Consider the following 16,809-nt stretch of genomic DNA (forward strand, 5'->3'; position numbering starts at 1 on the left):
CATGATCAAATGGCTGCCCCGTCCTGCCGATTACGGTACTACTTGGCAGGACATGCGTGCGTTTACCGCGGCGCGCGATGCGACGACGGCCGATGAGATCTGGCTGTGCGAGCATGCCCCGGTGTATACGCTGGGGCAGGCCGGCAAAACGGAACACCTGCTCAACCCCGGCGCGATTCCGGTCGTGTCCTGTGACCGGGGCGGGCAGGTGACGTATCACGGCCCGGGTCAGGTCGTCGCCTATACCTTGTTTGATTTGCGCCGTGCCGGTTTGTACGTGCGCGATTATGTCCGCCTGTTGGAAGATGCCGCTCTGGACACCTTGCGCCATTTCGGCATCGATAACGCGTGCCGCCAGCCAGGGGCGCCCGGGGTTTATGTCCCCTACGGAAACGCGGGCCAATTGGCCAAGATTTCCGCCTTGGGCATCAAGATCCGTAATGGATGCGCCTATCATGGATTGGCGCTGAATGTGGACATGGATCTTTCCCCGTTTCTGGGCATTAATCCCTGTGGCTACGAGGGTCTGGCGACCGTGGACATGGTCACCTGTGGCGCCTCCTGTGACCTGCCCGAGGTGGGCGAGGTCCTGGCCGGCCGCCTGGCGGCCCTGCTGGCCGCGCGGGCCGCACAGCCGTTGGAAGTGTGACACGTTAAAATGCAGGTTTTCTCTCCCCGTCCCGCGCGCCTGGCCGCGCCGCGCGTCGGTCATGATGAAGGGTAATGTATGTCTACGCTTGAGCCTACCGCTGGATCCACCGACGTGACAGCGGCGGCGCCCGCTTCGGCGCCTTACGACGCCACCCAAAAGCAAAAATCCCAAGCCAAGACCGCCCGCATTCCGATCAAGGTGGTACCTGCAGAACGCCTGAAAAAGCCGGAATGGATCCGTGTCCGGGCCGCTGCGCCGGGTTCGCGTTTCTACGACATCAAACGTATCCTGCGCGAGCACAACCTGCATACCGTCTGCGAGGAAGCTTCTTGCCCCAACATCGGCGAATGTTTCGGCAAGGGCACGGCGACCTTCATGATCATGGGCGACAAGTGCACGCGCCGTTGCCCGTTCTGTGATGTTGGCCATGGCCGCCCCGATCCGCTCGACGCGAACGAGCCCGAAAATCTGGCACGCACCATCGCCGCGATGAAGCTGTCGTACGTCGTCATCACCTCGGTGGACCGCGATGACCTGCGCGACGGGGGTGCTGCGCATTTCGTGGACTGCATCTCGCGTATCCGCGCCTTGTCGCCCTCGACGCGCATCGAGATCCTGGTGCCCGATTTTCGTGGCCGTCTGGAGCGCGCGCTGGCGATTCTGAACGCCGGGCCTCCCGATGTGATGAACCACAACCTGGAGACCGTGCCGCGTTTGTACAAGCAGGCGCGCCCGGGTTCGGATTACGCTCACTCGCTGAAGCTTTTGGCCGAATTCAAGCAGCTGCATCCCGAGGTGCCGACCAAGTCCGGGCTGATGCTGGGCTTGGGCGAAACGGACGAAGAGATCCTGCAAGTCATGCGCGATATGCGCGCGCATGGGGTGGACATGATTACCATCGGCCAGTATCTGCAGCCGTCAGAGCATCACCTGCCGGTGCTGCGCTATGTGCATCCGGATACCTTTGCGATGTTCGAGCGCGAGGCCTACGACATGGGCTTCACCCACGCCGCCGTGGGCGCGATGGTGCGGTCTTCCTATCATGCGGATGAGCAGGCGCACGCGGCGGGTGTGAATTAAGCTGCCGGTTTGACCCGGGAGTGGGGGCTGGTCCAGAACACATCCGGCACGTCTTGCGCCTGATTCAGCGCGCGCGCCAGGACAAACATCAGATCGGACAAGCGATTCAAGTATTGCTGGACCGATCGATTTACGGTGTCGTGCCGCCCCAGGCTCACCACCGAGCGTTCCGCCCGCCGGGCGACCGTGCGGGCCAGATGCGCCAGCGCGGCCTGACGGCTGCCGCCGGGGAGGATGAATTCGCGCAACGGCGGCAGGCTGGCGTTGTAATGCGTCAGCCGCTCATCGAGGAACGCGATACGTGCATCCGCCAACGCGGTATGGCCGGGGATGCACAGTTCCGCGCCCAAGTCGAAGAGGTCGTGCTGGATCGCCTTCAAATCGGCTTGAACGCTGTCTGGAAGCGACTCGGTGCGCAGCAGGCCGATGACGGTATTGAGCTCGTCCACATCGCCCATCGCGGCGATGCGCGGTTCGTCTTTAGCCAACCGGCGGCCATCGCCCAACCCGGTCGTGCCGTCGTCGCCCGTACGGGTGGCGATCACGGATAGTCGGTTACCCATAGGTATGTGTTCTCGTGGTGCTGAAATGCCCGCTAGTGTAGTGCGCGCGAGCCGGAAGCCAGAAAGCGTTATTCTGTACCTTACGCTAAGCCGGGATTGCCCAATGGGCCCCCGGAGGCAGGAATCAGGAGTTGCTGTATGAAAGGGATAGGAAAACTGGCTCGGCAGACAATCGTAGCGGCCAGTCTGATTGGGGCGGTCGGATTAATCACGAGCGCATCCGCGCAGGCAGCCGATAGCACGGCTGGCGGCAACGCCACCACGTCCGCCGCGCGCGATGCCACCGCCACGGCCAGTGGCGAGGTCCGCCGCGTGGACAAGACTGCTGGCAAAGTGGCCCTCAAGCATGACGAGATCACAGCGCTGGAATTGCCCGCGATGACGCTGGTGTATCTGGCCACGCCCGCCATGCTGGTCGATATCGAGCCGGGCGACCGTGTCAGGTTCACAGCCGCCCGGCGTTCGGGTCAATATATCTTGCTGGAAATCGGCAAGTAGCGCCCGAGGGTTTATAGGACGTAGCGCGCCAGATCCTGGCTCGCCGCCGTCTCCGACAGCTGCGCGTCCACGTACGCCGCGTCGATCTTGACCGTCTTGCTGCCCGCGGACGCAGCGTCGAACGACAGCTCGTCCAGGAGCTTTTCCATGACCGTGTACAGACGGCGCGCGCCGATATTCTCGGTGCGCTCGTTGACCGAAAAGGCCAGCTCGGCCAGGCGCTCGATGCCGTCGGTCGTGAATTCGAGCTCCACATCCTCGGTCGCCAGCAAGGCCGAGTACTGCTTGATCAGCGAAGCGTCCGTATCGGACAGAATGCGCACGAAATCCTGTGCCGACAGCGATTCCAGTTCCACGCGGATCGGGAAACGGCCCTGCAGTTCTGGGATCAGATCCGACGGACGCGACAGGTGGAATGCGCCAGAGGCGATAAACAGGATGTGATCGGTGCGAACCATGCCGTAGCGCGTATTCACCGTGGTGCCTTCAACCAGCGGCAGCAGATCGCGCTGCACGCCCTGACGCGACACATCGGCGCCACCGCTTTCCTGACGGGCGGCGATCTTGTCGATTTCGTCCAGGAAAACGATGCCGTTCTGCTCGACGTTCGCGATTGCTGCCGTCCGCAGATCGTCTTCGTTAATGCGCTTGGCGGCTTCTTCCTCGACGATGAGCTTGAAGGCTTCTTTCACCTTCATTTTCTTGGGCTTTTTCTTGTCGCGCGCCAGGCCGGCGAACATGCCGCGCAGCTGCTCGGCCATTTCTTCCATGCCGGGCGGCGTCATGACATCCATCTGCGGCACGGCCTGGGAGACTTCGATCTCGATCTCCAGATCGTCGATCTTGCCTTCGCGCAAACGCTTGCGGAACGTCTGACGGGCGCTGCTGTCATCGTTGCGCTCGGGCTCGCCAGAGGCATTGCGGGCAGGCGGCACCAGTGCGTCGAGAATGCGATCCTCGGCTGCGTCTTCGGCCTGGGTGCGCACGCGGCGCATTTCCTGTTCGCGGGTCTGCTTGATCGAGTATTCGGTCAGGTCGCGAATGATGGTGTCCACATCGCGGCCGACGTAGCCGACTTCGGTGAACTTGGTCGCTTCGATCTTGATGAAGGGCGCGTTGGCCAGCTTGGCCAGGCGGCGGGCGATTTCGGTTTTACCGACGCCCGTGGGCCCGATCATCAGAATGTTCTTGGGGTGAATCTCATGGCGCAGGGGCTCGGGCACCTGCTGGCGGCGCCAGCGGTTACGCAGCGCCACGGCGACCGCGCGCTTGGCGCGCTGCTGGCCGATGATGTATTTGTCGAGCTCGGAGACAATCTCTCCGGGGGTCATGGAGGATGCGGACATTAGCGAAATCCTTCTGCAGTCGGCCGAAGAGGGCGGTTACTCGCCCAGCGTTTCGATGACGTGATTCTGATTGGTGTAGATGCACAGGTCGCCGGCGATTTCCAGCGACTGTTTGACGATGGCTTCGGGCGCGAGCTCGGTATTGCGCAACAGCGCGAGCGCTGCCGATTGCGCGTAGGCGCCACCGGAGCCGATGGCGGCCAGGCCATGCTCGGGCTCGAGCACGTCGCCATTGCCGGTCAGCACCAGCGTGTGTTCGGCATCCGCCACGATCAGCATGGCTTCCAGGCGGCGCAGCACGCGATCCGTGCGCCAGTCGCGCGTCAGTTCGACAGCGGCGCGCATCAGGTGACCCTGGTGTTTTTCCAGCTTGGCTTCGAAACGCTCTTGCAGCGTAAAGGCGTCGGCCGTGGCGCCGGCAAAACCCGCCAGGATTTTGTCGTGATACAGGCGACGGATCTTGCGCGCGGTGCCTTTGATGACGATATTGCCTAGCGTGACTTGGCCATCGCCGCCGAGGGCGACCCGGTTGCCGCGACGCACGCAGACGATGGTAGTGGCGTGAAATTGTTCCATGCGTTCCTTCCTATGAAGGGATGATATGGGGTCGCCTCTCACGGTTTCAAGGTGGAGCGCGAGCAAAACATTATCCGTCCCGGTTCAAGAGGACGCTATCGGACAAGCGTCGCGCACGCATGAAAAAGGGCCGTGGCGGAGATCGCCACGACCCTGCAAGACCAACAATCCAGAACGGATCAGTCGCCGTAGAGCTTCTGACGCATTTCGCGGCGCTCCTGCGCTTCCAGCGACAGGGTAGCGGTGGGGCGCGCGAGCAGGCGAGGAATACCGATGGGCTCGCCCGTTTCTTCACACCAGCCGTATTCGCCGGAATCGATGCGAGCAATCGATTGTTGCACCTTTTTCAAGAGCTTGCGTTCGCGGTCGCGCGTGCGCAGCTCGAGCGCGTGCTCTTCCTCGATGGTGGCGCGATCGGCCGGGTCGGGCACGAACTGCGTTTCGCGCAGGTGCTCGGTGGTCTCGCCAGCGTTAGCCAGGATGTCCTGTTCGAGTTGCTTGAGCCGCTCTTTGAAGAAAGCCAGCTGGCGATCATTCATATATTCGGACTCGGGCATGGCCAGCAATTCTTCTTCGCTGGGCAGATCAATCGCCGTATCGCTCGCCGACTGGTTTAATTGTTTGGTTGCTGCCTTGGTAGCCATGAAAACACTCCACTATGAATCGATCCTGGCGCGACACGCGCGTCGGGACGGGATGTCAACCCGCCAGGCACTGCTCTAGACCCCGGGTAAAAATCTCCTGGGGTAGTTTGCGGCCGATGAAAACCATCTTGGTGGATGGTTTCTCGGCTGCGGTCCACGGTTTGCCGGGTTCGGCGCCCATCATCATGTGCACGCCCTGGAACAACATGCGGCGGTTCAGGCCTTTCATGTACAGGATGCCCTTGTAACGCATCAAATCAGGGCCGTAGACCTGCACCACGCCGCCCAGGAATTCTTCCAGGCGCGCGGGGTCGAACGGCTTGTTCGAGCGAAACACGAACGCGCCGATCTCGTCGTCGTGGTGCTTGTGATGATGGTGATGATGTTCGTGATGGCAATGCGCCCCGCATTCGCCTTCATGGTCATGATCGTGGTCGTGACCATGTCCATGGTCGTGATCATGATCGTGCGCGGCGTCGGGGTGCTCATCGGCCAGGAATTCCGGGTCGATGTCCAGAATGGCATTCAGGTTAAAGCCGCTGATGTCGATGATGGACTTCAGATCGACTTCGCCAAAGTTCACGGGCGTGATCGGCGCGCGCGGATTCATGCGCACCAGACGGGCGCGCAGCGCCTCGTAATCGGCATCGTTGACCAGATCGCGCTTGGAAATCAGGATGCGATCGGCGAAGCCGACTTGTTTCTGCGCCTCGCTCTGGGCGTCCAGCGTCGCCATGCCGTGCTTGGCGTCAACCACCGTGACGACCGCGTCCAGGCGGTAGTACTCGGCGATTTCATCGTCCATGAAGAACGTCTGGCACACCGGGCCGGGGTTGGCCATGCCGGTCGTCTCCAGAATCACGCGTTCGAAATTCAGCTTGCCCGCCTGGCGCTTGGCGCGCAGATCGGCCAGCGTGCGCATCAGGTCGCCACGGACCGTGCAGCAAACGCAGCCATTGCTGAGTTCGACGATTTCTTCTTCGCTATCTTGCACCAGCAGATCGTTGTCGATGCTTTCCGGTCCGAATTCGTTTTCGATCACGGCGACGCGTCGACCGTGGAATTCGGTGAGGATGCGCTTGAGCAGGGTGGTCTTGCCCGCACCGAGAAAGCCGGTGAGGATGGTGACGGGAACCATTTTGTCCAAACTGCGCTGGGTATTCATGGCAAGGCGATCAGCTAAATGCTTCAGGCGCGCGAGGCGCTTGACGCGGAAAATATGGGCGGTCGAGGTTGCGACCGGACGCAGGATTACAGCACAGTCGGCCCAGGGGGGCAAACTCGGGACAACCCCTGAATCTTTCTAGTGTTACGCAATGCAACTCTAGGCCCTGGACCGCGTGGAGCAACTATATGGAGGCTTCAAAGCAATTTTCAAGCCCAGGGATGAATCCCAGACTCGGCCCGCGTTGGCGGGGATGCGCGGCCGCGCTAGTGCTCATGCGGGTGCGAGGAACCCTCGGTTGCGTGAGCAGACGATTTTTTCTGACATTGGGGGCAGAGCGCACGGATTTCCATCTCGTGCGTGGCCAGGGCGAATCCGGTACGCGCCACGCGCTCGGCCAGTTGCCGGCTCATCGCCGGGTCGCTGACCTCGGCCACCGCGCCACAGCCGGTACACACCACCAGCAGATCGTGGGGCTCGCCCCCGGCGTCATGGCAGGCGGTCCAGGCGTTGACGGCATCGAGGCGGTGAATCAGACCTTCGTCCACCAGAAAATCGAGCGCCCGATAGACGGTGGGGGGCGCCGCGCCAGGGTGTTCAGCCCGCATCGCGTCCAGCAGTTCATAGGCCTTCAGGCTGCGGCCATGGCGTAGCAACAACTCCAGCACCTTGCGGCGGATTGGCGTGAGCCTGCGGCCGCGCTCTTCGCAAAGCGAATCGGCGATGGTGAGTTGTTCGTCCACGGAATTCGGACGGGGTGTACGCGACGAAGTGTGCATTGAAACGGGGGGCAGCCAAAAAGCGGCGGGCAGGCAATGCTGCGAAGGTATCAGAAAACGGCGTTCTCGGGAGCAAAGGCGGACGCTAAGCCTACGCCAATTGGGAATACATCCTGCAATTGAAATGTTATATCATTCCCATTCTTTGAAACGATATAACATTACATTCACAAGACGATGAACCCGACGCCATCCGCTCTGTGCCTTGCCCTGTCCTGCATGCTCGGGCACACCGCCCCATCGTTCGCCGAGACCGACGAACGTCCTGATGCCGAATCCGCAGCAACCCTGAGCCCGATCCGGGTGGCCGCCAACCCGCTGGGCTTGACCAGTGACCTCATGGCGCTGCCCGCGCTGGTGCTGGATGGGCAACAACTCCTTATCCGTCGCCAAGGAACATTGGGCGACACCTTGAACGGTCTGCCCGGCGTGCATGCGGATACCTTTGGCGGCGGCGCCAGCCGTCCGGTGATCCGGGGCCAGACGGCGCCGCGCGTCAAAGTGGTTTCGGACGGATCGGATCTGATGGACGCCTCGGCCATATCGCCAGACCACGCGATCACGATTGAACCGCTGCTGGCGGATCGCATCGAAGTGTTGCGAGGGCCATCGACGCTTTTATTTGGGGGCGGGGCCATAGGCGGGGTGGTAAACGTGCTCGACCGTCGCATTCCCACAGCCATCCCGGAGCGCGGCGTCGAGGCCGACGCCGAAATACGTGGCGCGACTGGCACGGGCGAGCGCTCCGGCACCGTGGGCATCACCGCCGGCGCAGGCGAACTGGCGGTGCGGGTCGAAGGTTTGAGGCGACGCACCGACGACTATCGTGTGCCGGACTGGAGCAGCAAAACTCTGGCGGGCTCGTATAGCGAATCCTCGCAGGGCAGTCTGGGCTTGTCATGGGTGACGCCGCGAGGTTACGTGGGCGCGGCCTTTACCTATCTGGACAGCAAGTATGGGCTGCCCGGTCATAGCCACGAGTACGAGGATTGCCATCCGCACGGCTCGCATCTGCATTGCGGGGGGCATCATGATCACGACGAGGAGCATGACCATGGGCATGAGCACGAACATGGCGATGATCAAGCTCCCTACGTCAAATTGCGCAGTCAGCGCGTCGATGTCCGCGCGGGTTACACCGATCCGTTCGCGGGCGTCGAGGAGATCCGGTTTCGGGGTGGGCTGACTGACTACCAGCACCAGGAAATAGAACATGGTGAAGTCGCCACGACGTTCAAGAACCGAGGGTACGACGCGCGCCTGGAATTGGTTCACAAGCCGCTATACGGATGGCACGGCGTGATCGGGTTACAGAATTCGTTCAGCGACTTTCGCGCCGACGGTGAGGAAGCCTTCTTGCCGCGTAGTGATACGCGCGCCACCGGTCTGTTTGTGCTCGAAGAATATCGGTGGCGCGACTGGCGATTCGAATTGGGCGCACGCCATGATTGGCAACGCATCTCTCCGGAAGGCGGCAACCCGAGCACGCATCAATCAGGCACGTCTTTGTCGGCGGCAGCGATCTGGGACTTCGCGCCCGCCTACTCCATTGCGCTGTCCCTGGCTCGCTCGCAGCGTTTGCCCACGGCGCAGGAGCTGTATGCCGACGGCGTGCATCTGGCGACCAACACGTATGAGATCGGCAATGCTTCCTTGGGAAAAGAGACCTCGCACAATATCGATCTGACCTTGCGCAAGCATGAAGGGGACACGACCTTCAGCGTCAGTGCATTCCATAACCGGATCCATGACTACATCTACGCCCGCACGCTGGACCGGTTCGAGGATTTCCGCCTGATCGAGTATGCGCAGCATGATGCGGAGTTCACCGGGATCGAGGGCGAGGTCAATCATCAATTCACCAGCGTGTGGTCCGCCGGCGTATACGGCGACTACGTGCGGGGAAAACTCAGCTCTGGTGATGGCAACCTGCCGCGCATCCCGGCGGCGCGGCTCGGGGTGCGGGTCAACGCCAAATGGCAGGCGTGGGCGGCGGGGGTGGAATACGCCCACGTGTTTCGCCAGAGCCAAAACGCGGATGATGAATCCAGTACCGCGGGGTATGACATGCTCAATGCCATGGTGAGCTATCGCGGACGGTGGGATTCCGACGTAGGGTACGAGGTGTATCTGCGCGGCACCAATCTGTTAGACCGGCTGGCGTATAACCATGCCTCGTTTCTCGCCACCAGCGCACCGCTCGCGGGCCGCAGTGTCTTGCTGGGCGCGCGCGTCATGTACTAGAGCTAGGACTTACGCCCGGCTCTCGGGTGTGCTTGGTCGTAGACCTGCGCCAGGTGCTGGAAATCCAGGCGGGTATAGATCTGCGTCGTGGAAATGTTGGCATGACCCAGCATTTCCTGCACGGCGCGCAGGTCTTGGGCCGATTGCAGCACGTGGCTGGCGAAACTGTGGCGCAGCACGTGGGGATGCACGTGGGTAGGCAGGCCCGCGGCCTGGGCCAGCTGCGCCAACTGCGCGCGTACGACGCGGGGGTTGATGCGTCGTCCTTGCTTGCCGATGAATAGCGCATACCGATCGCTCACCGTGGCGTGGGCAGCGCAGAGCTGCGCGCGGACTTCCATCCAGCTACGCACGGCGAGCAGGGCGGCCTGGCCCACCGGCACCGTGCGGCGTTTGCCGCCTTTGCCCAGCACGATGACTTCGGCTTCGTCGAAATGGATCCAGCCCATCGACTCGTAGTCTGTCGAGCGGGTGTATTGCAGGTCCAGACCGGTCAGCTCGGATAAGCGCAATCCGCTCGAATACAACAACTCGAACATGGCGATGTCGCGCAACCCAGCGGGGTCATTGGTCAGGCGCGCCGGGGCGTAGTCTAAGAGGGCCTGCGTTTGCTCCACGGACAACGCTTTAGGCAGGCCGCGAGGCGCCTTTGGCGCGCGTACCCCGGCCACCGGGTTAGCGGTCAGGCCGACAATCGGCGCCCACCATTGATAAAAGCCGCGCCAGGCGGCCAAGGTGCGAGCCAGGGTGCGCGGCCCGGCGCCTTGCGCGTGCAGCTTGGCCACGAATTGCCGGACATGGGTATGGCCTAGTGTTTCGAGCGTCAGATTCGCGGACTGGACAAGGGAGTTCAGTTGGCGCAGATCGCGCCGGTAGGCGTCCAACGTACGCGGCGAATAACGTTTATGCGCGCGCAGATGCTCCAGCCAGTCCTTCAGCGACCCGGACAGCGTCGTATCGGGGGCGGATGCCGGCTCGACCATGTGCGCGGCAGATTCAGACCGCAGGAACCGTCAGGCGGCGCAGCGCCGCCGAAGCGAGACGGCCGATGGCTTCGAGAAATACGGTGCCCATTTCCGGATTGAAGCGCGTGGGGTCGTCAGAGCCCAGTACCAGCAGGCCGACGCTCGGCCCATCGGCCTCCAGCCGCAATGGGACGAGGGCCAGGGACTGCGGTTTGGCGTCGAGCCAGCTGACGGCTTCGAACGAGGTCTCGTTGCCGCAATATGGCGTTTTCAGACTATCGGTAAAGTCGCGCACATCCTGCGACACCGCTGCGCCATAACCGGTGGCGGGCTGACCGGGCAGATTCCACAGCCGCAGGCCCACATGGTTCAACTCGAACTGTTCCGCCAGGCCCAGGGCGATCTCGCCCGGCAGACGCTGAGGATCGCTTTCCCCGAGCAGCCGCGCACACCATTTGGATACATGGTCGCCGATGGTCTCGTTCGAATTCGCCTGATTGATGAGCTCATTGAGCTGCCATTCGAGCGCGCGATTGCGTTCGCGCAAGGTCAGGACTTGTCGCTCGCCCAACGAAATGGCCCGGCTGGCGTGGGGGTGCGGCACATGCAGCGCGGCGAAGACCTCGGCGTGCTGATCGAAGAACTCCGGATGGTTCTGCAGGAAATCGGCGATCTCCTGGGCGGTGTAAGCAGGTGCGGTCATGGTTCAGCTATCGGCCCAGGGCCATGGAGAAAACCAGCTTGTCGATATCGACCTGGCCGTTATAGACAGAAGTGGCGGGCCCGGTCATGCGCAGACGTTCGCCATTCCAATCGATGGTCAGCACGCCTCCCCGCGTATGCACCCGCACGGGCGTATCCAAGAGGCCGCGACGAATGCCCGCCGCCACGGCCGCGCATGCGCCGGTGCCGCAGGCCAGCGTTTCGCCGGCGCCGCGTTCATACACGCGCAGGCGGATCGTGTGGCGGTCCACGACTTGCATGAAGCCGGCGTTCACGCGCCGCGCGAAGCGTGGATGACTTTCCACCAAGGGGCCAACGATGGAGACTGGCGCCGTGTCCACGTCTGCCACTTGCTGCACTGCATGCGGGTTGGAAATCGCCACCGCCGACACCAGCACGCTGCGAGCAACGCCGTCGGGCGCGCCGGGCAGATCCAGCTCCCAGAGCGTGTCTTCGCCTTGGCGCTGCGATGCCAGCCCCTGCACGTCAAACGGCAGCGCCGACGGATCGAAACTGGTCACGCCCATGTCCACGGTGACTTGCTCGTCCGCGCCTTCGTCCAGCACGATCACGCCCGTGGCGATCTCCGCGCGCAGCGGGTTACGCGCTGACAGGCCTTGTTCATGCACGAAGCGCACGAAGCAGCGCGCACCGTTGCCGCAGTGTTCGACTTCGGAGCCATCGGCGTTGAAGATGCGGTAGCGGAAATCCGCGTCGGCACGCGTGGCGGGTTCGACCAGCAGAATCTGATCCGCGCCGATGCCGAAGTGCCGATCGGCCAGCGCACGGGCGCGTTCGGCCGTGAGTTCGATGGTTTGGCGCACGCCGTCGAGCACGACAAAGTCGTTGCCCGCGCCGTGCATTTTGGTGAAGTTCCAGATCATCCGGGGATTATCGCCCATTACGCGCGCGGCGTGGGCGAGCCCCTGCCGGCGTTAATAGTATTTCTTCTCGCCCAACGGACGCGTTTTAAAACGACGGTGCACCCAGTAGTACTGGCTGGGGCAGCGGCGCACCCAACTCTCGATATGCAGATTGAGCCGGGCGGTGGCTTCTTCCAACGACCCTTCGCCGGGGAAGTCGGCCAAGGGCGGCATGACCTCGACATGGTACTTGCCGGTGGCGGGATCCCAGAAGTCGATCACCGGCAGTACCGCCGCGTCCCATTTGCGCGCCAACTGCGCGGTGGCTTCGAGTGTCGCGGCCGGAATGCCGAAAAACGGCACAAATACCGCGCCTTGACGACCAAAATCCATGTCCGGCAGGTAATACACCGGGCGCGGGGCGCGCAGATGCCGGATCAGATCGCGCACGCCATCCTTGCGGCTAACCAGGAACACTTCATTGAAACGGCCGCGACCGCGCCGCACGACCTCGTCAACGGCCGGGTCGCTCTGCGGCGTGTACATGGTGGCGCTGCTGGGCACCTCCATGGTCAACCGGGTCGCGGCGGCATCCAGCGCGACAAAGTGGGGTGCGAGCAAGAGGACGCGTCGCCCCTCGGCAATCAACGCATTGATGCGCTCGCTGCCTTCGGCCGTCACCATCTCGCGAATGGCCTCGGGTGTGCCATACCAAAGCACGCCACGGTCCACGATGGTTTGCGCCAGGGCGCGAAAGTGCGCGCGCATCAGGGATTCACGTTCGGCCTCGCTCAGTTCGGGAAAACAGAGCTTCAGATTCAGCCGAACGATACGCACGCGCGAGCGCGCCAGGTGACGTGTCAACCATCCCAAGGTCGCGCCGATGCGCTGCCGTGTCGCGGGACGCACGCGGCCAAACCACGCGAATAGCGCGTTGAGCAGCTTGAACTTCAGATCTGTCATGGGGTGTCGGTTCCGGTCGGCGTTTGCCCGGCCGTCATGTTGTCCGGCATGGGTGGGGCAGGCGGTGCGCCGCGCGGGGTTTTGTAGCGGTTGTAGCTCCACAGGTACTGCTCTGGCATCTGCCGGATCAGCTTTTCCATGGCGGCGTTAAACAGGGTGGCCTGAGCTTGTGAATCGTCTGGCAGTGGCTCGGGCACGCGGGAGAAATGGATGCGCCAGCCCCGGCCGCGGGGCAGACGTTCGCCGGCCAGCACGATGACTGCCACGCCGGTCTGCGCGGCCAGCTTGCCGGCCAGCGTCATGGTGTAGGCCATGCGGCCGAAAAAGGGCGCCCAGACGCCGTCGCCTTCGCCCGGCGCCTGATCGGGCAATAAGCCCACCGTGCCGCCTCGGCGCAGCGTGCGCACGAACTCTCGCACGCCTTGCCTGTTGGCTGGCACCGCCTGAAGCCCCGGCGTGTTGCGCGCCGTGTCCAAGAGCGGCGCGAACGCCGCCATACGCGGCGGGCGGAACATCACTGTCACGGGGATATGACGCGCGATGGCGACATAGCGCGCCGTGATCTCAAAACATCCCAGGTGCGGCGTCAGAAACAGGATGCCGCGATTCTCGGCCAACGCCTGCTCGACTACGTGGAAATCGTCGCTGACGGTCTTGGCCAGGCTCTCCTCGGGTCGAAACCAGACCTTGGGCATCTCCATCATCATCGCGCCCGTCTCGGCGGCAGCCCGGCGCGCGAAAGACGGATCCGGGTAGCCCGCCTGAGCCGCATTGGCGCGCAGACGTTGCCGATAACGCCCAGGAAACGCATAGACCACACGGCCCAGGAATCGCCCCAGCACGTGCAACACGGGCAAAGGCAGCAGGGCGATGAAGCGAAACAGAGCTAGCAGCATGCGGGTCCGGGCAGGATCGCAGCAAGCGGCTGCGACAGGGCCAAAGATAAGCGTATGAATTTATGCAATAAGCATTGACCCGACATTTTCGCCTAAAATGGGTTCTGTCGCCGAGTTAACCGACAACTTGCGGGGCGACGTCCGTGACGCAGTTCGTGTCTCTGACAAAATCCGCTAAAGCGTCGCGCCCCGATCGTTCTTCATTCAGGTTCAGATCTGGCGCTACGCGCCTCGTAACCTGTGTTCCGGCTTTGCCGGTTTCGTAAGGACGTATCCGTGGCCAGTAACGATTTTCTTTTTACCTCTGAATCCGTCTCCGAAGGGCACCCGGACAAGGTCGCAGACCAGATTTCCGACGCCATTCTTGACGCCATTTTCACGCAAGACCCCAATGCCCGCGTGGCAGCCGAGACCTTGTGCAACACCGGCCTCGTGGTCTTGGCCGGTGAAATCACCACGACCGCCAACGTCGACTACATTCAGGTCGCGCGCGATACGATCCGTCGTATTGGCTATGACAATACGGAATACGGTATCGACTACAAAGGCTGCGCGGTGCTGGTGGCCTATGACAAGCAGTCTCCCGATATCGCTCAGGGCGTCGATCGCACCTCGGACGATTACCTGAATCAGGGCGCTGGCGACCAAGGCCTGATGTTCGGCTACGCCTGCGACGAAACGCCGGACCTGATGCCCGCACCGATCTGGTATGCGCACCGCCTGGTGCAGCGCCAGAGCGAGCTGCGCAAAGACGGCCGTCTGCCGTGGTTGCGTCCGGATGCCAAGTCGCAAGTGACCTTCCGTTATATCGATGGCCGCCCGGCCGAAGTCGATACGGTGGTGTTGTCGACCCAGCACGCGCCGGAAATCTCGCAGTCGGCGATCCGCGAGGCGGTGATCGAAGACATCATCAAGCCCAGCTTCCCCGAGGGCCTCATCACGCCCAAGACGAAATTCCTGGTCAACCCGACCGGCCGTTTCGTCATTGGCGGCCCGCAAGGCGACTGCGGCCTGACCGGTCGCAAGATCATCGTCGACACCTACGGCGGCGCTTGCCCGCACGGCGGCGGCGCGTTCTCGGGCAAGGATCCGTCCAAGGTGGACCGTTCGGCCGCTTACGCCGCGCGCTATGTGGCCAAGAACATCGTCGCGGCCGGTCTGGCCCGTCAGTGCCAGGTGCAGGTGAGCTACGCCATCGGGGTAGCCGAGCCGATCAACATCACGGTGTACACCGAAGGCACCGGCGTCATTCCTGACGACCAGATCGCCAAGCTCGTGCGTGAGCACTTCGACCTGCGTCCGAAGGGCATCGTCAACATGCTGAATCTGCTGCGTCCCATTTATTCCAAGACCGCGGCCTACGGTCACTTTGGCCGCGCCGAGCCGGAATTCTCGTGGGAAGCCATCGACAAGGCGCAGGATCTGAAAAAGAGCGTCTGATCGCACTCAGACACTGATCGGCCCGGGCGACTCATAAAGCCTCCCGGGCCGGCAGATGGATTGATAATCCGTCTCGCGTGATACGCCACGGGCCGCACTAGCGCGCCGCGTGGCGTTTTTATTTGGGGCGCCGCGGATATCCCTGGGCGCGGATCCGCGTCCAGACGATTTGTTTTTCTTCCTCGGTCATAAAGACCCAGTTGGACACTTCCATGGCGCTGCGACCGCAGCCGCGGCAGATTTCGTCGAACAGGGTCGAGCAGATTGCCACGCACGGAGAGTCGGTCGCGACAAAGGCTTTTTGGGTCGAATCGGGTTCGCTCGCGGCGGGGGCGTCGCCGACGGGGGGTGAAGAAGGGCTGTTACGCATTTGCCGCAGCTTAGCATCTCGCTTGCGTCCCCGATTGCATAGCCCTGGCGTAGCGTCGGATATCCGGGCTTCTCACGCGGTGCCGAATAGCCGGTGCGCCTCTTCGATGATCAGTTCGGGAACCTCCTCGGCCAGATAATGTGCGCCGGGTAGTGCTCGCCCGTCGACATCGTCCGCGATGGCACGCCACAATTCCAGCACATCGAAATTGCGCCCGACCGCGCCGCGCTCGCCCCAGAACACGCGCAGCGGCATGCGTAGGCGCTCGCCCCGCGCACGGCCTTCGCGGTCGTGGTCCAAATCGATCGTGGCGGCGGCGCGATAGTCTTCGCAAATGCCGGTGGCCGTACCGGGCAGGGCCGCGCATCGCTCATATTCCGCCAAGGCTCGCGGGTCGAACAGCGCCAGTCCGCCCGGCCGTCCGCCCATGATGGAACGCACATAGAACTTGGGGTCGTACGCGATCATCGTTTCCGGTCCGGGTGCGGGTTGAATGAGCCAGAACCAGTGATAGTAGGCTTGGGCAAAGGCGCGGGTCGTGCCTTCATACATGTCCAGCGTGGGTGCGATATCCAGCAGCATCATGCGGCGTACGCGTGACGCATGATCAAGCGCCAGACGATGCGCTACGCGCGCGCCACGATCATGCGCGAGCACATCGAATTGCGCATGGCCCAACGCCGTCATCAGTTCTGCCATATCGCGCGCCATGTCGCGTTTGGAATACGGCGCGTGGTCCGGCGTGGCCGCTGGTTTGTCGCTATCGCCATAGCCGCGCAGGTCCGCCGCCACGCAGGTGTGGTGGCGGGTCAGCTCGGGCCACACGCGATGCCAGATCACATGCGTTTGCGGATGTCCGTGCAACAGCAGCAGTGGTGGGCCATCGCCCGCTACCCGTGCTGCGATTTGCACGCCGTTGACGGTGTGTTTCTGGAGAGGCAGATCGAAAAGGCTCGGGCTCATGTCGGCTCCTGGGTGGTGGCTTATGGTAGCGTCCAAGGAATAGAGGCGTCACCTGCCCCCCGGCTCCTGGCCGCGCAAC

General features: G+C 62.7%; 18 protein-coding genes. 5 read left to right on the top strand and 13 right to left on the bottom strand.

Annotated features, from left to right (window positions below; genetic code table 11):
- Position 1 precedes the first annotated feature (1 nt).
- On the top strand, positions 2-649 hold the full coding sequence (gene lipB, locus GOQ25_RS07565; RefSeq protein ID WP_160349852.1) for a lipoyl(octanoyl) transferase LipB: 648 nt from the start codon (positions 2-4) through the stop codon (positions 647-649).
- 78 nt (positions 650-727) lie between these two features.
- The gene (lipA, locus tag GOQ25_RS07570; protein ID WP_160349853.1) at positions 728-1,732 is read left to right on the top strand and encodes a lipoyl synthase; all 1,005 of its coding nucleotides are present in this window, start codon (positions 728-730) and stop codon (positions 1,730-1,732) included.
- Here lipA and GOQ25_RS07575 read toward each other — a convergent pair.
- Positions 1,729-2,295, bottom strand: a complete 567-nt coding sequence (locus GOQ25_RS07575) for a cob(I)yrinic acid a,c-diamide adenosyltransferase (protein ID WP_160349854.1) — start codon at positions 2,293-2,295, stop codon at positions 1,729-1,731. The genes lipA and GOQ25_RS07575 overlap by 4 nt on opposite strands.
- 138 nt (positions 2,296-2,433) lie before the next feature.
- Between GOQ25_RS07575 and GOQ25_RS07580 the strand changes: the two genes are divergently transcribed.
- Complete coding sequence (locus tag GOQ25_RS07580) at positions 2,434-2,793, top strand: copper-binding protein (RefSeq protein WP_160349855.1); 360 nt, start codon at positions 2,434-2,436, stop codon at positions 2,791-2,793.
- Between the two features lie 11 nt (positions 2,794-2,804).
- On the opposite strand, the gene hslU is transcribed toward GOQ25_RS07580, so the two are convergent.
- The 5 genes from hslU to GOQ25_RS07605 all read right to left on the bottom strand — a co-directional run bounded on the left by hslU (position 2,805) and on the right by GOQ25_RS07605 (position 7,303).
- On the bottom strand, positions 2,805-4,139 hold the full coding sequence (gene hslU / locus GOQ25_RS07585) for an ATP-dependent protease ATPase subunit HslU (protein ID WP_160349856.1): 1,335 nt from the start codon (positions 4,137-4,139) through the stop codon (positions 2,805-2,807).
- Positions 4,140-4,175: 36 nt separating this feature from the next.
- Complete coding sequence (hslV, locus tag GOQ25_RS07590; RefSeq protein ID WP_160349857.1) at positions 4,176-4,715, bottom strand: ATP-dependent protease subunit HslV; 540 nt, start codon at positions 4,713-4,715, stop codon at positions 4,176-4,178.
- A 179-nt stretch (positions 4,716-4,894) separates the two neighbouring features.
- Complete coding sequence (dksA, locus tag GOQ25_RS07595) at positions 4,895-5,359, bottom strand: RNA polymerase-binding protein DksA (protein ID WP_160349858.1); 465 nt, start codon at positions 5,357-5,359, stop codon at positions 4,895-4,897.
- Positions 5,360-5,414: 55 nt separating this feature from the next.
- Positions 5,415-6,524, bottom strand: coding sequence for a GTP-binding protein (locus GOQ25_RS07600; RefSeq protein WP_160349859.1), 1,110 nt, complete (start codon positions 6,522-6,524; stop codon positions 5,415-5,417).
- A 266-nt stretch (positions 6,525-6,790) separates the two neighbouring features.
- Positions 6,791-7,303, bottom strand: coding sequence for a Fur family transcriptional regulator (locus GOQ25_RS07605; RefSeq protein WP_160349860.1), 513 nt, complete (start codon positions 7,301-7,303; stop codon positions 6,791-6,793).
- 219 nt (positions 7,304-7,522) lie between these two features.
- Here GOQ25_RS07605 and GOQ25_RS07610 point away from each other — a divergent pair, with 219 nt between their 5' ends.
- Entirely contained in the window at positions 7,523-9,547 is a 2,025-nt protein-coding gene (locus tag GOQ25_RS07610; protein WP_236844516.1) for a TonB-dependent receptor domain-containing protein, read from the top strand.
- Between the two features lie 2 nt (positions 9,548-9,549).
- Here GOQ25_RS07610 and xerC read toward each other — a convergent pair whose 3' ends face one another.
- From xerC to GOQ25_RS07635, 5 genes are read right to left on the bottom strand one after another with little or no spacing between them, the layout of a single operon-like run.
- Positions 9,550-10,530, bottom strand: a complete 981-nt coding sequence (gene xerC, locus GOQ25_RS07615; RefSeq protein WP_160349862.1) for a tyrosine recombinase XerC — start codon at positions 10,528-10,530, stop codon at positions 9,550-9,552.
- A 13-nt stretch (positions 10,531-10,543) separates the two neighbouring features.
- Positions 10,544-11,215 carry a DUF484 family protein gene (locus GOQ25_RS07620; RefSeq protein WP_160349863.1) on the bottom strand — a complete coding sequence of 224 codons (672 nt, stop codon included), beginning with the start codon at positions 11,213-11,215 and terminating at the stop codon, positions 10,544-10,546.
- 7 nt (positions 11,216-11,222) lie between these two features.
- Complete coding sequence (gene dapF, locus GOQ25_RS07625; RefSeq protein WP_160349864.1) at positions 11,223-12,137, bottom strand: diaminopimelate epimerase; 915 nt, start codon at positions 12,135-12,137, stop codon at positions 11,223-11,225.
- Between the two features lie 33 nt (positions 12,138-12,170).
- Positions 12,171-13,061 carry a lysophospholipid acyltransferase family protein gene (locus tag GOQ25_RS07630; RefSeq protein WP_160349865.1) on the bottom strand — a complete coding sequence of 297 codons (891 nt, stop codon included), beginning with the start codon at positions 13,059-13,061 and terminating at the stop codon, positions 12,171-12,173.
- Positions 13,058-13,957: a lysophospholipid acyltransferase family protein gene (locus GOQ25_RS07635; RefSeq protein ID WP_160349866.1), complete on the bottom strand. Its 900-nt coding sequence runs from the start codon at positions 13,955-13,957 to the stop codon at positions 13,058-13,060. Before GOQ25_RS07635 ends, GOQ25_RS07630 begins: the two co-directional genes overlap by 4 nt.
- Positions 13,958-14,233: 276 nt before the next feature.
- On the opposite strand from GOQ25_RS07635, the gene metK reads away from it, so the two are divergent.
- Positions 14,234-15,397 carry a methionine adenosyltransferase gene (gene metK, locus GOQ25_RS07640; protein ID WP_160349867.1) on the top strand — a complete coding sequence of 388 codons (1,164 nt, stop codon included), beginning with the start codon at positions 14,234-14,236 and terminating at the stop codon, positions 15,395-15,397.
- Between the two features lie 118 nt (positions 15,398-15,515).
- On the opposite strand, the gene GOQ25_RS07645 is transcribed toward metK, so the two are convergent.
- The gene (locus tag GOQ25_RS07645) at positions 15,516-15,767 is read right to left on the bottom strand and encodes a DUF1289 domain-containing protein (RefSeq protein ID WP_160349868.1); all 252 of its coding nucleotides are present in this window, start codon (positions 15,765-15,767) and stop codon (positions 15,516-15,518) included.
- Between the two features lie 72 nt (positions 15,768-15,839).
- A complete protein-coding gene (locus GOQ25_RS07650; protein ID WP_160349869.1) occupies positions 15,840-16,730 on the bottom strand; it encodes an alpha/beta fold hydrolase in 891 nt (296 codons plus the stop codon).
- Positions 16,731-16,809: the final 79 nt, after the last annotated feature.

The organism is Bordetella sp. 15P40C-2, assembly GCF_009763235.1.
Lineage (GTDB): Bacteria > Pseudomonadota > Gammaproteobacteria > Burkholderiales > Burkholderiaceae_B > Bordetella_A.

What these genes read in the sequence shown, in the direction of transcription:
- lipB (WP_160349852.1), top strand. Translation starts at nt 2, where the DNA reads ATGATCAAATGGCTGCCCCGTCCTGCCGATTACGGTACTACTTGGCAG.
- lipA (WP_160349853.1), top strand. Translation starts at nt 728, where the DNA reads ATGTCTACGCTTGAGCCTACCGCTGGATCCACCGACGTGACAGCGGCG.
- GOQ25_RS07575 (WP_160349854.1), bottom strand. Translation starts at nt 2,295, where the DNA reads ATGGGTAACCGACTATCCGTGATCGCCACCCGTACGGGCGACGACGGC.
- GOQ25_RS07580 (WP_160349855.1), top strand. Translation starts at nt 2,434, where the DNA reads ATGAAAGGGATAGGAAAACTGGCTCGGCAGACAATCGTAGCGGCCAGT.
- hslU (WP_160349856.1), bottom strand. Translation starts at nt 4,139, where the DNA reads ATGTCCGCATCCTCCATGACCCCCGGAGAGATTGTCTCCGAGCTCGAC.
- hslV (WP_160349857.1), bottom strand. Translation starts at nt 4,715, where the DNA reads ATGGAACAATTTCACGCCACTACCATCGTCTGCGTGCGTCGCGGCAAC.
- dksA (WP_160349858.1), bottom strand. Translation starts at nt 5,359, where the DNA reads ATGGCTACCAAGGCAGCAACCAAACAATTAAACCAGTCGGCGAGCGAT.
- GOQ25_RS07600 (WP_160349859.1), bottom strand. Translation starts at nt 6,524, where the DNA reads ATGAATACCCAGCGCAGTTTGGACAAAATGGTTCCCGTCACCATCCTC.
- GOQ25_RS07605 (WP_160349860.1), bottom strand. Translation starts at nt 7,303, where the DNA reads ATGCACACTTCGTCGCGTACACCCCGTCCGAATTCCGTGGACGAACAA.
- GOQ25_RS07610 (WP_236844516.1), top strand. Translation starts at nt 7,523, where the DNA reads ATGCTCGGGCACACCGCCCCATCGTTCGCCGAGACCGACGAACGTCCT.
- xerC (WP_160349862.1), bottom strand. Translation starts at nt 10,530, where the DNA reads ATGGTCGAGCCGGCATCCGCCCCCGATACGACGCTGTCCGGGTCGCTG.
- GOQ25_RS07620 (WP_160349863.1), bottom strand. Translation starts at nt 11,215, where the DNA reads ATGACCGCACCTGCTTACACCGCCCAGGAGATCGCCGATTTCCTGCAG.
- dapF (WP_160349864.1), bottom strand. Translation starts at nt 12,137, where the DNA reads ATGGGCGATAATCCCCGGATGATCTGGAACTTCACCAAAATGCACGGC.
- GOQ25_RS07630 (WP_160349865.1), bottom strand. Translation starts at nt 13,061, where the DNA reads ATGACAGATCTGAAGTTCAAGCTGCTCAACGCGCTATTCGCGTGGTTT.
- GOQ25_RS07635 (WP_160349866.1), bottom strand. Translation starts at nt 13,957, where the DNA reads ATGCTGCTAGCTCTGTTTCGCTTCATCGCCCTGCTGCCTTTGCCCGTG.
- GOQ25_RS07645 (WP_160349868.1), bottom strand. Translation starts at nt 15,767, where the DNA reads ATGCGTAACAGCCCTTCTTCACCCCCCGTCGGCGACGCCCCCGCCGCG.
- GOQ25_RS07650 (WP_160349869.1), bottom strand. Translation starts at nt 16,730, where the DNA reads ATGAGCCCGAGCCTTTTCGATCTGCCTCTCCAGAAACACACCGTCAAC.